The following is a 15,938-nucleotide window of genomic DNA, read 5'->3' on the forward strand; positions in this document are numbered from 1 at the left end:
CCGTCGACCATGATGACCCTCGCCCCTCCCCGGCCGGCGCCCCCCTCGCACCCGGGCCCGCCGCCGCGCGCGACGAAAGGCCCGGCCGCGCGCACCTCGGCGTCCTACCGACACGACCTCGACGGTCTGCGCGGTGTCGCCATCGCGCTGGTCGCCGTGTTCCACGTCTGGTTCGGCCGGGTGTCCGGGGGTGTCGACGTCTTCCTGGTCCTGTCCGGCTTCTTCTTCGGCGGACGGCTGCTGCGGACCGCGATGACGCCCGAGGCGTCGCTGTGGCCGGTCCCGGAGCTCACCCGCCTGGTCCGCCGGCTGCTGCCCGCGCTAGTGGTCGTGCTGGCAGTCGCCGGGGTGTTGACCATCCTGATTCAGCCCCAGACGCGCTGGGAGACGTTCGCCGACCAGAGCCTGGCGAGCCTCGGCTATTTCCAGAACTGGGAGCTGGCCAACACCGCGTCGGACTATTTGCGTGCCGGTGAAGCGGTGAGCCCGCTGCAGCACATCTGGTCGATGTCGGTGCAGGGACAGTTCTACCTGTCGTTCCTGGCGCTGATATTCCTGTTCGCACTGGTGTTCCGCAGGGTGCTGGGCAAGCACATGCGCGTGGCGTTCGTCGTTCTGCTGAGCGCGCTGACCGTCGCGTCGTTCGGGTACGCGATCATCGCGCACAACGCCGACCAGGCCACCGCGTACTACAACAGCTTCGCGCGCGCCTGGGAACTGCTGCTCGGCGCGCTGGTCGGCGCCCTGGTGCCGCATCTGCGGTGGCCGATGTGGTTGCGCACTACGGCGTCGGTGCTCGCGCTGGCCGCAATCCTGGCGTGCGGCTTCCTGATCGACGGTGTCAACGAGTTCCCCGGCCCGTGGGCGCTGGTTCCGGTGGGCGCCACCATCCTGTTCATCCTCTCGGCGGCCAACCGGGTCGCCGACCCGCACACCGGTGGTCGGATGCCGCTGCCCAACCGACTGCTGGCGACGGCGCCGTTCGTGTCACTGGGCGCGATGGCCTACGCGCTGTACCTGTGGCACTGGCCGTTGCTGATCTTCTGGCTGTCCTACACCGGGCACACGCGCGCCGACTTCGTCGAGGGCGCCGCGGTGCTCCTGGTGTCGGCGGTGCTGGCCTGGCTCACCACCAGGTACGTGGAGAACCCGTTGCGCTACCGGGCGTCGGCCGCCCCAACGGTCACGGTCCCGCTGCGGGTCCGGCTGCGCCGCCCCACTTTGGTGCTCGGTTCGGTGGTCGCGCTGCTGGGTGTGGCGCTGACCGCCACATCGTTCACCTGGCGCGAACACATCGTCGTCGAACGCGCGAACGGCGAAGAGCTGTCGGGGCTCTCGACGCGCGACTACCCCGGCGCCCAGGCGCTGTTGACCGACGCGCGGGTGCCCAAGCTGCCGATGCGCCCGACCGTGCTGGAGGCCAAGAACGACCTGCCGCAGACCACCGAGGACGGCTGCATCAGCGACTTCGACAACGTCGACGTCATCAACTGCACCTACGGGGATCCAACTGCCACGCGCACCATCGCGCTGGCCGGCGGTTCGCACGCCGAGCACTGGATCACCGCACTGGACCTTCTGGGCCGTGCGCACGGCTTCAAGGTCGTCACCTACCTGAAGATGGGTTGCCCGCTGACCACCGAGGAACGGCCGCTGGTGATGGGCGACAACCGGCCTTACCCGAAGTGCCGCCAGTGGAACCAGAAGGTGATGCCCAAACTCATCGCCGACCGGCCGGACTACGTGTTCACCACCGCGACGCGGCCGTGGAACATCAAGCCCGGCGACGTCATGCCGGGCACCTACGTCGGCATCTGGAAGACCCTGTCCGCCAACAATATTCCCGTGTTGGCGATGCGGGACACCCCCTGGCTGGTGCGCAACGGCAAACCGTACTTCCCCGCCGACTGCCTGGCCAACGGCGGCAACGCGATCTCCTGCGGGGTGAAGCGGAGCGACGTGCTGTCGCGGCGCAACCCCACCCTCGACTACGTCGCGCGGTTCCCGCTGCTGAAACCCCTCGACCTGAGCGACGCGGTGTGCCGTGAGGACATCTGCCGGGCAGTGGAGGGAAATGTGTTGCTGTATCACGATGCTCATCACATCTCGACGACCTACATGCGCACGATGACGAACGAACTCGGCCGTCAGATCGCCGCGGCCACCGGCTGGTGGGCCGCCTGATGACCTCCGAGCCCGCGCCGGTACCCACCGTCTGGCCGGGAACGGCCTACCCGCTCGGCGCCACCTACGACGGTGCGGGCACGAACTTCTCGCTGTTCTCCGAGGTGGCCGACCGCGTGGAGCTGTGCCTGATCGGCAAGGACGGCCGCGAGGAACGAGTCAACCTCGACGAGGTCGACGGCTACGTGTGGCACTGCTACCTGCCGACGGTCACGCCCGGTCAGCGCTACGGCTTCCGCGTGCACGGCCCGTGGGACCCCGCGGCCGGGCACCGGTGTGACCCGAGCAAGTTGCTGCTCGACCCGTACGGCAAGTCGTTCCACGGCCGGTTCGACTTCTCCCAGGCCCTGTTCTCCTACGACCTGGAGGCCGACGACCTCGCCTCCGGCGGCACCCCGCCGCGCATCGACTCGCTGGGTCACACGATGACCAGCGTGGTCATCAACCCGTTCTTCCAGTGGGCGTCGGACCGCGCGCCGCGCATTCCCTATCACGAGACGGTGATCTACGAAGCGCACGTCAAGGGCATGACACAGACCCACTCGGGCGTGCCTGAGGAGTTGCGCGGCACCTACGCCGGGCTCTGTCACCCCGTGATCATCGAGCACCTCAAGGCGATCAACGTGACAGCGATCGAGCTGATGCCGGTGCACCAGTTCCTGCACGACCACCGGCTGCTCGACCTGGGGCTGCGGAATTACTGGGGCTACAACACTTTCGGCTTCTTCGCACCGCACTACGAGTACGCCGCATCCAAGCACGCCGGCGGCGCGGTCGCTGAGTTCAAGACCATGGTCCGGTCCTTCCACGAGGCGGGCATCGAGGTCATCCTCGACGTGGTCTACAACCACACCGCAGAGGGCAGCCACCTCGGTCCGACGCTGAACTTCCGCGGCATCGACAATGCCGCCTACTACCGACTGCTCGACGGGGACCTGCGGCTGTACAAGGACTTCACGGGCACCGGCAACAGCCTGAACCCGAGGCATCCCCACACGCTGCAGCTGATCATGGACTCGCTGCGCTACTGGGTGATGGAGATGCACGTCGACGGGTTCCGCTTCGACCTGGCCTCGTCGCTGGCCCGCGAGTTCTACGAGGTGGACCGGCTCTCGGCGTTCTTCGACCTGGTCCAGCAGGACCCGGTGATCAGTCAGGTCAAGCTGATCGCCGAGCCGTGGGATGTGGGCGAGGGCGGCTATCAGGTCGGCAACTTCCCAGGTTTGTGGACCGAGTGGAACGGGAAATATCGCGACACTGTGCGAGATTACTGGCGGGGCGAGCCCGCAACCCTTGGCGAGTTCGCTTCGCGGCTGACCGGTTCCTCCGACCTCTACGAGGCCACCGGGCGGCGGCCAAGCGCAAGCATCAACTTCGTCACCTGCCATGACGGCTTCACGCTCAACGACCTGGTGTCCTACAACGAGAAGCACAACGAGGCCAACGGCGAGGACAACCGCGACGGCGAGAGCCACAACCGGTCGTGGAACTGCGGGGTCGAGGGCCCGACCGACGACCCGGACATATCGGCGTTGCGCGCCAAGCAGATGCGCAACATCATGGGGACCCTGATGGTCTCGCAGGGCACGCCGATGATCTCGCACGGCGACGAGATCGGCCGCACCCAGCTCGGCAACAACAACGTCTACTGCCAGGACTCCGAGGTCTCGTGGATGGACTGGTCGCTGTGCGAGAAGAACGCCGACCTGCTGGAGTTCACCAGGAAGGTCGCCGGGCTGCGCAAGGACCACCCGGTGTTCCGCAGGCGACGCTTCTTTCAGGGCACACCGATCCGCGCCCGCGGCGAGGCGCGCGACATCGCGTGGCTGACCCCTGCCGGTGAGGAGATGACGCCCGAGGACTGGGGCAGCGGGCTCGGCAAGTGCGTCGCGGTGTTCCTCAACGGCGAGGCCATCCCGGCGCCCAACGAGCGCGGCGAACGGGTCGTCGACGACTCGTTCCTGTTGTGTTTCAACGCCGATGACCACTCCCAGGACTTCTTCACTCCGGCGGGCGGCTACGCCACGGAGTGGACGGCGGCGCTGGACACCTCCGACGACACCGGCGCCACCGACCTGGTGGTCAAGGCGGGCGACAAGATCTCGTTGCAGGCCCGCTCGCTGCTCGTGATGCGCAAGACCGCGTAGCGCATGTCCGTCCTGTCGACCTACCGGCTGCAGATGCGCGGGGACTGCTTCACGTTCGCCGACGCCGAGAATCTGCTGGACTACCTCGCCGCGCTGGGCATCTCGCACCTGTACCTCTCCCCCATCCTCACCGCGTCGAAGGGCTCCACCCACGGCTACGACGTGACCGATCCCACCACTGTGTCGGCCGCGCTCGGCGGGCCGGACGGCTTCGCGCGATTGTCGCGGGCCGCGCGTGACAAGGGCCTCGGTCTGATTGTCGATATCGTTCCCAACCACGTGGGAGTGGAGAAACCGCAGGAGAATCCGTGGTGGTGGGACGTGCTCACCCACGGCCGGGACTCGGCCTACGCGACCTTCTTCGACATCGACTGGGACCTCGACCACGGCCGCGTGGTGCTGCCGGTGCTCGGCTCCGCCGACGACGTGAACGAGCTCGTCGTCGACGGTGACGTGCTGCGCCTCGGGGACCTTGTCTACCCGATCGCGCCCGGCACCGGTGACGGCACCGGAGCCCAGGTTCACGATCGCCAGCACTACCGGCTCGTCGCCTGGCGCGCCGGGCCGGGCGAACCGACGGCGAATCTGTCCGGCGTGTGCGGATACCGCCGCTTCTTCTCGATCACCTCGCTGGCCGGGTTGCGCCAGGAGGACCGCGCGGTGTTCGACGCCACCCATGCCCAGGTCAGGCGCTGGTTCGCCGAGGGTCTGGTCGACGGGGTCCGCATCGACCATCCCGACGGGCTGTCCAATCCGGCCGGCTACCTGACCTGGTTGCGCGAGCTCACCGGGCCGAACGCCTGGATCGTCATCGAGAAGATCCTCGCCGCCGACGAACCGTTGGAACCGAGCCTGCTTGTCGACGGCACCACCGGTTACGACGCGATGCGCGAAATCGGCGGCGTCTTCCTCGATCCAGCGGGCGAGAAGGCGCTGACCGACCTGTTCGAATCCAGCGGCCCGGCGTACCGCGAGATGCCCGCGCTGGCGCGGCGGCTCAAGGCGGACGCGGTCACCGATACGCTGCGCAGCGAGCTCGCCCGGCTGCGGCGCACCATGGTCGCGGCCACCGGCAACGACCATCCGCAGCTGTCCGATTCCGTGGCGGCCCTGCTCAGCCACATCGAGGTCTACCGCTCCGACTACCGCTCGTTGGTCGGTGTGCTGCCGCGGGCCTTCGCCGAAACCTGTTCGGAGGAGCCGGAGTTGGCGGCTCCGCTGGCCGTCGCCGCCGCCGCCCTGGCGGTGAGCACCCAGACCGGGGTGCGGCTGCAGCAGCTGTGCGGCGCCGGGACCGCCAAGTCCATGGAGGACTGCCTGTTCTACCGCGACGCGCGGCTCGTGTCGCTCAACGAGGTCGGATCGGAGCCGGGTCATTTCGGTGTCAGCGTCGCCGAGTTCCACCAGCGGGCCGCCGTGCGCGCCCGGCTGTGGCCGCACGCCATGGTGTCGCTGTCCACCCACGACACCAAGCGTGGCGAGGACGTGCGCGCCCGCATCGGCGTGCTGTCGCAGGTGCCGTCGCTGTGGGCGGAGCTCGTGGGCAAGTGGATGCTGGCCGCCCCACCGCCCGACGCAGGCACCGGACTGTTCTTGCTGCAGAACATCTTCGGCGTGTGGCCGGTCGACGGTGAAGTCACCGACGAGTTGCGTCGCCGCCTGCATGCCTACGCCGAGAAGGCGATTCGCGAGGCCGGCGTCCACACCACCTGGAACGCCCCCGACGACCGGTTCGAGTCAGGCGTGCACAGCTGGCTGAACACGGTCCTCGACGGCCCGGTCGCCGCGGAGATGACTTCGCTGGTGGCGCGGATCGACCTGTACGCGCGTAGCGACGCCCTGGGCCAGACACTGCTGTCGCTCACGGTGCCCGGCGTGCCCGACGTCTACCAGGGCACTGAGTTGTGGGAGGACAGCCTCGTCGACCCGGACAACCGCAGACCGGTCGACTACGCGACCCGGCGCGAAGCCCTCACCGCGTTGCGCCACCCGAAGATGCGGGTGGTCAACGCCGCCCTCCGAATGCGCCGCGACCTGCCGTCGAGCTTCACCGACGGTGGCTACCGGCCAGTGCTCGCCGACGGTTCCGGCGCCGAGCACGTGGTCGCGTTCCTGCGCGGCGACGACGTGTTGACCGCCGCCACCCGGCACGCCGTGCGGTTGTCCGAAACCGGTTGGGGTGACACATCTCTGGAGTTGCCCGCCGGAGTGTGGCAGGACCGTATCAGCGGCGTCCGGCACAGCGGCCAGGTGCTGGCCGCCGAGTTGTTCACCGAACTGCCGGTAGCGCTGCTGGAGCGAGTCGATGGCTGAATTCTCGGTATGGGCGCCGCGGCCGCGGCAGGTGCGGCTCGACGTCGAGGGCACCCTGCACGACATGTCGAGAGCCGACGACGGCTGGTGGCGCGCTGAGGTCGAGGCGCCCGCCGACGCCCGCTACGGCTTCGTGCTCGACGACGACCCGACCGTGCTGCCCGACCCCCGCTCCGCCCGTCAGCCCGGCGGCGTGCACGGCCGCTCCCAGATGTGGCGGCCCGCACCCGAGGCCTGGAACGACGCCGACTGGCCCGGCCGGTCGATCGAGGGATCGGTGATCTACGAGTTGCATGTCGGGACGTTCACCGCCGACGGCACCTTCGACGCCGCCATCGACAAGCTGGGCTACCTGGTAGATCTCGGTGTCGACTTCGTCGAGCTGATGCCGGTGAACGCGTTCGGCGGCACTCACGGCTGGGGCTATGACGGCGTGCTCTGGTACGCCGTGCACGAGCCCTACGGCGGTCCCGATGCGCTCATCCGGCTCATCGACGCCTGCCATCGGCGCGGCCTCGGGGTGCTGATCGACGCGGTGTTCAACCACCTCGGCCCGTCGGGCAACTACCTGCCGCGCTTCGGACCTTATCTGTCCACGGGCAGTAACCCGTGGGGCGAGTCGATCAACATCGCCGACGCCGAGGCCGACGAGGTGCGCCGCTACATCATCGACTGCGCGCTGCGGTGGATGCGGGACTTCCACGCCGACGGGCTGCGGCTGGACGCGGTGCACGCGCTGGTCGACACCACGGCCATCCACATTCTCGAGGAACTGTCCGCCGAAACCGACGCTCTGGCAGAGCGATTGGGCCGGCCACTGTCGCTGATCGCCGAGAGCGACCTCAACGACCCACGGCTCATCACGCCGCGAGATCAGGGCGGCCTCGGCATGACAGCGCAGTGGGACGACGACATCCACCACGCCATCCACTCCGCGGTGTCGGGCGAACGGCAGGGCTACTACGGCGACTTCGGCACCATCGAGGCTCTGGCCACCACCCTTCGGCACGGCTACTTCCACGCCGGCACCTACTCGTCGTTCCGGCACCGCCGTCATGGCCGACCGCTGGACACCTCCGCCATTCCAGCCACCCGCCTGCTGGCCTACACGCTCACCCACGACCAGGTGGGCAATCGCGCCGTCGGTGACCGGCCGTCCCAGAACCTGACCTTCGGCCAGCTGGCGGTCAAGGCCGCACTTGCGCTCGGATCGCCGTACACGGCGATGCTTTTCATGGGTGAAGAGTGGGGATCGTCGTCGCCGTTCCAGTTCTTCAGCTCGCATCCCGAGCCGGAACTCGCGCGGGCCACAGCGGAGGGGCGCAAGCGTGAGTTCGCCGAGCACGGGTGGGACGCCGACGAGATCCCCGACCCGCAGGACCCCGAAACCTTCCTGCGCAGCAAGCTCAAGTGGGATGAGGTCGACGACGGCGACCACGCCCGGCTGCGGCGGGTGTATCGGGAGCTGATCGGGCTGCGGCACAACGAATCCGATCTCGCTGATCCGTGGCTGGACCACCTCGGCGTCGACTACGACGAAGAGGAGGGCTGGATCGTCATGCACCGCGGATCGCTGTCGATCGCGTGCAACCTTGCAGATGCGGCCGTCACGGTCCCGGTCGGCGGTGAGGTGGTGCTGGCATGGGGTGAGCCTGCAGCCGATGCGGACCGCGTGCGACTAGAGGGCCATTCCTTCGCGATCCTGCGCGGCAGCTAGAGCAGGTAGCGGTAAGCCGGTGAGCCGGGCTCCAGCTTCTCGACGTGGATCTCGGAGGTCTTCATCCGTTCGGTCAGACCCTCGAAGTCGGCGGCCGAGCCCAGCTCGATACCGACGAGGGCCTCGCCGGTATCGCGGTTGTTGCGCTTGACGTACTCGAACAGCGTGATGTCGTCGTTGGGGCCCAGCACCTGGTCCAGGAACCGGCGCAGCGCCCCGGGCTCCTGCGGGAAGTCGACGAGGAAGTAGTGCTTGAGGCCGAGGTGCACCAACGAGCGCTCGAGGACCTCGCCGTAGCGCGAGACGTCGTTGTTGCCACCGGAGATCACGCACACCACCGTCGAACCCGGCTCGACGCCGGCTTCCAGCAGCGCCGCGACCGACAGCGCGCCGGCAGGCTCGGCGATGATGCCCTCGTTCTGATAGAGGTCGAGCATCGCCGTGCACACCGCGCCCTCGTCGACCGTGGTGATCGACACCATGTCGCCGGCCGCGGCCAGCGCCGCGTACGTCAGTGTGCCGGCCCGGCTCACCGCGGCACCGTCGACGAACTGGTCGACGTGGTCCAGAGTCACCGGCTCGCCGGCGGCCAGCGCGGCCATCATCGCGGCCGCGCCGGCCGGCTCGACACCGAGCACCGAGGTGCCCGCCGTCCGCTCGGCCAGGTAGGTGGTGATGCCTGCGATGCAGCCGCCCCCGCCGACCGGGACGATCACCATATCCGGCTCATCGTCGAGCTGGTCGAGGATCTCGGCGGCGATCGTCCCCTGACCGGCGATCGTGCGCAGGTCGTCGTAGGGCGGCACGAGCGTCGCGCCGGTGCGGGCGACGTCCTGCAGCGCGGCGGCCGCGGCCTCGTCGTAGGTCTTGCCGCCGACGATCAACTCGATGTGCTCGCGGCCGTGGTAACGGATGCGGTCCCGCTTCTGCTTCGGCGTCTTGGCCGGCACGTAAACCCGGCCCCGCACACCCATGGACCGACACGCCATCGCGAATCCCTGCGCGTGGTTGCCCGCCGATGAGCACACCACACCGGCCTCGAGTTCATCCGCCGACAACTGCATCAGCAGGTTGTGGGCGCCACGCAACTTGTAGGACCGCACGGCCTGCAGGTCCTCGCGCTTGAGGTACACCGTCGCTCCGGTGGCCTCGGACAGGCGTTCGCTGATCTGCAGCGGGCTACGCAGCACCACTGCCGAAATTCGCCGAGCAGCCTCATCGATGTCGGCGGCGTGCAGCGGCGCCGACATTCGAGGACTCTGACTCAGTTCAGCGGACACCGGTCAATGGTGCCACCAACCTGCAGTTTCTACGTAATCGGGGTGAGCACGAACACCGGTATCGCACGATCGGTCTTGGTCTGATACTCGGCGTAGTCGGGCCAGGCCGCCACGGCGCGCTCCCACCAGACCGCTTTCTCCTCGCCGAACACCTCCCGCGCCTCGTACTCGCGGTTGACCTCGCCGTCCTGCAACTCCACCCGCGGGTGCGCCTTGACGTTGTGGTACCAGACGGGGTTCTTCGGGGCGCCGCCCAGCGAGGCGACCACCGCGTACTGACCGGCGTGTTCCACCCGCATCAGCGGGGTCTTACGGACCTTGCCGGTCTGGGCCCCGATCGTGGTCAACAGGATGAGCGGTTTGCCCTTCATGTCGACGCCGTCGGTGCTGCCCGTCTCGATGATCTTGTCGGCGTGCTCGCGCACCCAGTCCCACGGGCTCGGCACATATTCTCCGGAAAGTGGCATGTGACCAGCCTAGACCGGTCGGTATCGAACTCGCCGGATCCGGTGTTTCGGGTGGCCGAAATTTCAATTGCGAGCTATCGTCGTGGCATGACCACCGCCGGGCAAGTCCGCACCGCCGCCAGCAGGTTGGCGTGCGACGTCTCCGTGGCCGGCGTGCCGTGGCCGGCGTACAAGGTGATCGCGCTGATCCTGGGTGCCGTAGTGGCGGTCGCGTCGGCGTGGTGACGATGAGTGCGGCGCCCGCCGTGCTGGGTGGCGCCGCCGCGGGCACCGTCGCCTGGATCGCGTTCGGCGCCTACTGCGCGGCCTGCCGCTAGCCCGCGATCAGGCGCCGCAGGGTGGCCAGATCGGCGGTTACCGCCGCGACGTCCGCTTCGAACTGCTCGTCGCTCATGCCGGGTCTGCGTCGCACCGCGAAGACCACCTCGCAGCCGCTGCTTCCCGGCGAGCCACCGGGCACCACTCGCATCGGGTTGTAGACGGCCTCGCCGGACGGCAGTCGCACGATGTGGTCGAGGACCCCGAACTGGTTGGGCGGTGCGAATTCGACCGTCACCTCACCCATCGGGGAGTCGGCCACCCATCCGTCCGGTGTCTGCCGTAGCCCACCTTCAGCCAGCCCCGCGGCCCACCGCGGCCAGGTGTGCGGATCGGCGGCGAACTCGTAGACGGCTTCGGGGCGCGCGTCGACCCATACGCTGACGTGTCGCGACTCCATGAGTCCATGGTGGGCCATCACACTTACCTGATGAACTCCCCACCCGAGCAGCGCCACGTCCCGTCCTGGCTGCGGCGCGGTGAGCCGGAGAGCACCTTCCCGGTCCTCATCGCGGTGTCGGCCGCGATGGCGTTGCAGGTCGCGATACCCCACAGCTACACGCTGGTCCCCCGCTGGCCGCTGCTGGTGCTCGAGGGACTGCTGCTGTTGGCGCTGCTGACCCTGAACCCGGTCGTGATGACGCGGCGAACGTGGTTCGGCCGGTGCGCGACCTGGCTGCTGCTGGCCGCGATCACCGCGGACAACACCTTCTCGGCGATTCTGCTGGACATCGGCATTCTGACCGGTCGTCAGAGCAACGACGCCGCGATCTTGTTGGGCAGCGGTGCGTCGATCATCGTCACCAACGTCATCGTGTTCGGTATCTGGTACTGGGATCTGGACCGGGGCGGTCCGTTCGCGCGCCGCGCCGGCGAGCGGCCCTATCCTGACTTCCTTTTTCCCCAGATGGCGAATCCCGATGTGGCCAAACCCGATTGGCGCCCGACCTTCCTGGATTACCTGTACCTCAGCGTGACGAACGTGATGGCTTTTTCGCCAACCGACACCATGCCCCTGGCGCGCTGGGCGAAGATGATGATGACGGTGCAGGCGATGGTGGCACTCTCGACCGCCGGGCTCGTCATCGCAAGAGCCGTGAACGTGTTGGGTTGACCGTGCGACGATGACGGGCGTGGCCCGGATCGTCCACCTGCTGACGCTGCTCGGTGTCAACGCCGTTCCCGCGGCGGGGTGGTTCGTCGGGAGCTGGTCGGCGGGCACCACGCTGATCGTCTATTGGATCGAGAACGTGGCGGCATGTCTGTTCATAGCAACGCGCATCCTGGCCCACCGACGTCTGAGCCCGCGCCGCGGGCACTTCCGGTATCTGGCGCCGAACTCCGACCGTCGTGCCCGACCGGGTTCGTTCGTCAAGGGGTTCCTCGTCGTGGGTCTCGCGTTCAGCGCGGCGCACGCCGTCTTCCTCGCCGCCATCCTCGGACTGCTCGACCACCGCGGTGACCTCATCGCACGAGTGGACTGGCGCAGCGTCCTGATCGGATGCGGGTGGATGCTCGCCTTCCTTGTCGTGGATCTGGCGGTGGATCTGATTCGGTTGCGCCACTGGTCGTTCTGGCGCGTCGAGCAGGCCGCCAACCGCGGTCTCGGGCGGGTGATCGTCGTGCACCTCACGCTGATCTTCGGCATGTTCGGCGTCGCCGTCACCGGTGCGCCGTCGGCGCTGTTCGGCGTGTTCGTCGCGCTCAAGACGCTCTATGCGGTCGGCTCGATGCTTCCGCAGTACGATCCGGTCACCGCGCCACGGTGGCTCAGCGGCCTGATGAACCGGCTGCCCAACGCCCATCCCGGCGAGCGGTTCGAGGACTACTGGGTCGCCGAACGCGCCGAGGAAGCCGAACGGCGCGTCCGCAACGAGGAGCCGTGGGTCAACCGCCCAGACAGCCCGGACCCAGCAGTTCCTTGAGATCACCCATCAACGCCGACGACGGGGTCACGCGCAGCGACACGTCGAGTTCCAGTGTGGTGATGCGTTCCCCGCTGATCAGCCGTAGGTGAACCTGTGACGTGCCGGGATGGCGGGCCAGTACCTGCTTGAGTGCGCTCACCTTGTCGACGGTGCACTGGCGCGTCGGCAAGCTGACCGCCAGTGGACGGTCCAGTTGTGCGTTGGAGAAGTCCGGCGCCACAAGGTCGTTGGCGATGAGCGAGATTCGGTCGTCGCGGATCGCCACCTTGGCGCCGACCAGGACGACCGCGTCGTCGGCGATCTCACCACCGAACGTCGAATACGTCTGCGGGAAGAACAGCACCTCGATGCCGCCGGTGAGGTCCTCCAACTGCGCTGAGGCCCAAGGCAGCCCGTTCTTGTTGACCCGGCGGTTCACCGACGCCAGAATGCCGCCGACGCGCACCTGGGTGTCGTTGGCGACGTCACCGTCGAGGATGGCTGGGATCGCGGTGTCAACCTGGTTCGCCAGCAGATGGGCGATGCCGTTGAGCGGATGCCCCGAGACATAGAGGCCCAGCATCTCGCGCTCGAGCGCGAGTCTGTGCTTGTCGTCCCATTCCTCGCCGGGCACCTTGATGGTGAACACCGTGTCCATCGAATCGGTACCCGACCCGCCGGCGCCGCCGAACAGGTCGAACTGACCCATCGCCTCCGCCTTTTTGGTGCCCAGCACCGAGTCCACGGCGTCGGTGTGCACCAAGAACAAACCCTTGCGCGGGTGGCCGAGCGAGTCGAAGGCTCCCGCCTTGATCAGTGACTCGGTGACCTTCTTGTTGCAGGCGCCGATGTCGATCTTGTTCAGGTAGTCCGAGAAGTCGACGTACTTGCCCTTCTCGGTGCGCGTGTTGATCAGCGAGGCAACGACATTGGCGCCGACGTTGCGGACCGCGCCCAGCCCGTAACGGATGTCCTCACCGACGGAGGCGAAGTTCAGCTCCGACTCGTTGACATCCGGCGGCAGCACCGTGATGCCGAGCCGCCGGCAGTCGGCCAGGTACACCGCGGCCTTGTACTTGTCGTCGCCCACCGAGGTGAGCAGACCGGCCATGTACTCGGCCGGATAGTTCGCCTTCAGGTACGCCGTCCAGTACGACACCAGCCCGTAGCCGGCCGCGTGCGACTTGTTGAACGCGTAGTCGGCGAACGGCAGCACGGTGTCCCAGAGCGCCTTGATGGCGCCTGCGGAGAACCCGTTGTTCCTCATGCCCTCCGAGAAGCCCTCGTACTCCTTGTCGAGCACCTCGCGCTTCTTCTTGCCCATGGCCTTTCGCAGAATGTCTGCTCGGGCGAGCGAGTAACTGGCCACCTTCTGCGCGATGCGCATGATCTGCTCTTGGTAGACGATCAGCCCGTAGGTCTCGGCGAGAATGTCGCGCAGCGGCTCCTCGAGTTCGGGATGGATGGGCTTGATGGCCTGCCGGCTGTTCTTGCGGTCGGCGTAGTCGTTGTGGGCGTTCATGCCCATGGGTCCCGGCCGGTACAGGGCGATGACTGCCACCACGTCGCCGAACTCGGTGGGCTGCATTCGCCGCAGCAGATCGCGCATCGGCCCGCCGTCGAGCTGGAACACCCCCAGGGTGTCGCCGCGGCCCAACAGGTCGTAGGTGGCCGCGTCGTCGAGCGGAACCGATTCGAGGTCGAGTTCGATGCCCCGGTTGGCCTTGATGTTCTCCAGCGCGTCGCCGATGATCGTCAGGTTGCGCAGGCCAAGGAAATCCATCTTCAGCAGGCCGATGGCCTCACACGACGGATAGTCCCAGCCGGTGATGATCGCGCCGTCCTGCGGCCGCTTCCACAGTGGAATCGCCTGAGTCAGCGGCTCACTGCTCATGATCACCGCGCAGGCGTGCACGCCGGCGTTGCGGATCAGCCCCTCCAGGCCGCGGGCCGTCTCGTAGATGGTGCGCACATCGGGGTCGGTGTCGATCAGACCGCGGACCTCGGCGGCTTCCTTGTACCGCTCGTGCTCGGGGTCGGTGATGCCCGACAGCGGGATGTCCTTGGCCATGATCGGCGGCGGCAGCGCCTTGGCGATCCGGTCGGCGATCGCGAAGCCGGGCTGGCCGTAATGGATGCGGGCCGAGTCCTTCAGCGCGGCCTTGGTCTTGATGGTGCCGAACGTGATGACCTGGGCGACGCGGTCGTGACCCCATTTGTCGGCCGCGTAGCGCACCATCTCGCCGCGCCTGCGGTCGTCGAAGTCGATGTCGATGTCGGGCATCGACGCGCGCTCGGGGTTGAGGAAGCGTTCGAACAGCAGACCGTGCTCGATCGGGTCGATGTCGGTGATGCGCAACGCGTATGCCACCAGCGAACCGGCCGCCGATCCGCGGCCCGGCCCGACGCGGATGTCGACCGAGCGCGCGTAGCTGACCAGGTCGGCCACGATCAGGAAGTACGACGGGTAACCCTTGGCGCAGATCACGTCGATCTCGTAGGCGGCGCGGTCGACATAGGACTGCGGCACCCCGCCCGGGAAGCGTTTGGCCAGTCCCGCGTCGACTTCGTGCCGCAGCCACGACGCTTGGTCGTGACCGTCGGGGACGGGAAAGACCGGCATCCGGTCGCGCATGGCCCAGACGTCCTCGTAGGAGCTCACGCGCTCGGCGATCAGCAGCGTCGAGTCGCACGCGCCCGGCACGGCGTCGTCCCAGAGGGCACGCATCTCGGCGGCCGACTTGAGGAAGTAGCCGTCGCCGTCGAACTTGAACCGGTTCGGATCCGACAGGGTCTTACCCGTCTGCACGCACAACAGCGCCTCATGGTTGTGGGCCGCGTCGCGGGTGACGTAGTGGCAGTCGTTGGTTGCCAGCGGCGGGATGCCGAGCCTCTGCCCGATGTCGAGCAGTCCATCGCGTACCCGGCGCTCGATGTCGAGCCCGTGATCCATCAGTTCGAGGAAGAAGTTCTCCGGCCCGAAGATCTCCCGCCATTTCGCGGCCGCGGCCACCGCCTCGTCATACTGACCGAGCCGGAGCCGGGTCTGCACCTCTCCGGACGGGCAGCCGGTGGTCGCGATGATGCCCTCGGCGTGCTCGGCGATCAGCTCGGCGTCCATGCGCGACCACTTGCCGAGCTGGCCCTCGAACGACGCCAGCGACGACAGCGTGAACAGGTTGCGCAGCCCGGTGGCGTTCTCGGCCACCATCGTCATGTGGGTGTAGGAGCCGCTGCCGGAGACGTCGTCGCCCTTCTGGCTGGGATCGCCCCAGAGGATGCGCTTGGTGTCGAACCGCGAGCCGGGAGCGATGTAGGCCTCGACACCGATGATCGGCTTGATGCCGGCGTCGGTGGCGGCGTTGTAGAACTCGCTGGCGCCGAACATGTTTCCGTGGTCGGTCATGCCGATCGCAGGCATCTGGAGCCGCTGCGCCTCGGCCAGCATCGGCTTGACCTTGGCGGCGCCGTCCAGCATCGAGTACTCGGTGTGGTTATGCAGGTGCACGAACGAGCCCGAAGACCGCGGATCCAAACTGCTCATAGGGTGGCCAGTCTAGGACCGCGCCCCGACAGATCTCGGCGTGTCCGGAGTGCGTGTCCGC

General features: G+C 67.7%; 11 protein-coding genes. 7 read left to right on the forward strand and 4 right to left on the reverse strand.

The window, feature by feature from the left end; all coding sequences use genetic code 11:
• Nucleotides 1-9 precede the first annotated feature (9 nt).
• The 4 genes from K3G64_RS21790 to treZ are packed head-to-tail and all read left to right on the forward strand — an operon-like array spanning nt 10 to nt 8,361.
• Entirely contained in the window at nt 10-2,184 is a 2,175-nt protein-coding gene (locus K3G64_RS21790; protein ID WP_238887170.1) for an acyltransferase family protein, read from the forward strand.
• The gene (gene glgX, locus K3G64_RS21795) at nt 2,184-4,331 is read left to right on the forward strand and encodes a glycogen debranching protein GlgX (protein ID WP_238887171.1); all 2,148 of its coding nucleotides are present in this window, start codon (nt 2,184-2,186) and stop codon (nt 4,329-4,331) included. The genes K3G64_RS21790 and glgX overlap by 1 nt, the downstream gene beginning before the upstream one ends.
• Nucleotides 4,332-4,334: 3 nt before the next feature.
• Nucleotides 4,335-6,644 carry a malto-oligosyltrehalose synthase gene (gene treY, locus K3G64_RS21800; protein WP_238887172.1) on the forward strand — a complete coding sequence of 770 codons (2,310 nt, stop codon included), beginning with the start codon at nt 4,335-4,337 and terminating at the stop codon, nt 6,642-6,644.
• Complete coding sequence (treZ, locus tag K3G64_RS21805) at nt 6,637-8,361, forward strand: malto-oligosyltrehalose trehalohydrolase (protein ID WP_238887173.1); 1,725 nt, start codon at nt 6,637-6,639, stop codon at nt 8,359-8,361. Before treY ends, treZ begins: the two co-directional genes overlap by 8 nt.
• Here treZ and ilvA read toward each other — a convergent pair.
• Together ilvA and K3G64_RS21815 are read right to left on the reverse strand one after the other, a co-directional pair.
• Entirely contained in the window at nt 8,358-9,641 is a 1,284-nt protein-coding gene (ilvA, locus tag K3G64_RS21810) for a threonine ammonia-lyase (RefSeq protein WP_238887174.1), read from the reverse strand. The genes treZ and ilvA overlap by 4 nt on opposite strands.
• A 29-nt stretch (nt 9,642-9,670) precedes the next feature.
• Nucleotides 9,671-10,108: a nitroreductase family deazaflavin-dependent oxidoreductase gene (locus K3G64_RS21815; protein WP_238887175.1), complete on the reverse strand. Its 438-nt coding sequence runs from the start codon at nt 10,106-10,108 to the stop codon at nt 9,671-9,673.
• A gap of 87 nt (nt 10,109-10,195) precedes the next feature.
• Here K3G64_RS21815 and K3G64_RS25725 point away from each other — a divergent pair, with 87 nt between their 5' ends.
• Nucleotides 10,196-10,333 (forward strand): hypothetical protein, encoded by a 138-nt coding sequence (locus K3G64_RS25725; RefSeq protein ID WP_370647012.1) that lies wholly within the window; start codon nt 10,196-10,198, stop codon nt 10,331-10,333.
• Nucleotides 10,334-10,421: 88 nt separating this feature from the next.
• On the opposite strand, the gene K3G64_RS21825 is transcribed toward K3G64_RS25725, so the two are convergent.
• Nucleotides 10,422-10,826 (reverse strand): SRPBCC family protein, encoded by a 405-nt coding sequence (locus K3G64_RS21825; protein ID WP_238887176.1) that lies wholly within the window; start codon nt 10,824-10,826, stop codon nt 10,422-10,424.
• On the opposite strand from K3G64_RS21825, the gene K3G64_RS21830 reads away from it, so the two are divergent.
• Nucleotides 10,812-11,540 carry a hypothetical protein gene (locus tag K3G64_RS21830; RefSeq protein ID WP_370647013.1) on the forward strand — a complete coding sequence of 243 codons (729 nt, stop codon included), beginning with the start codon at nt 10,812-10,814 and terminating at the stop codon, nt 11,538-11,540. The two genes, K3G64_RS21825 and K3G64_RS21830, sit on opposite strands and share 15 nt — an antisense overlap.
• A gap of 10 nt (nt 11,541-11,550) precedes the next feature.
• Entirely contained in the window at nt 11,551-12,351 is an 801-nt protein-coding gene (locus tag K3G64_RS21835; protein ID WP_238887178.1) for a DUF6498-containing protein, read from the forward strand.
• Here the strand turns inward: K3G64_RS21835 and dnaE are convergent.
• On the reverse strand, nt 12,314-15,877 hold the full coding sequence (gene dnaE / locus K3G64_RS21840) for a DNA polymerase III subunit alpha (protein WP_370647014.1): 3,564 nt from the start codon (nt 15,875-15,877) through the stop codon (nt 12,314-12,316). The genes K3G64_RS21835 and dnaE overlap by 38 nt on opposite strands.
• Nucleotides 15,878-15,938 lie beyond the last annotated feature (61 nt).

The sequence above is a fragment of the Mycobacterium sp. IDR2000157661 genome, from assembly GCF_022317005.1.
GTDB lineage: Bacteria > Actinomycetota > Actinomycetes > Mycobacteriales > Mycobacteriaceae > Mycobacterium.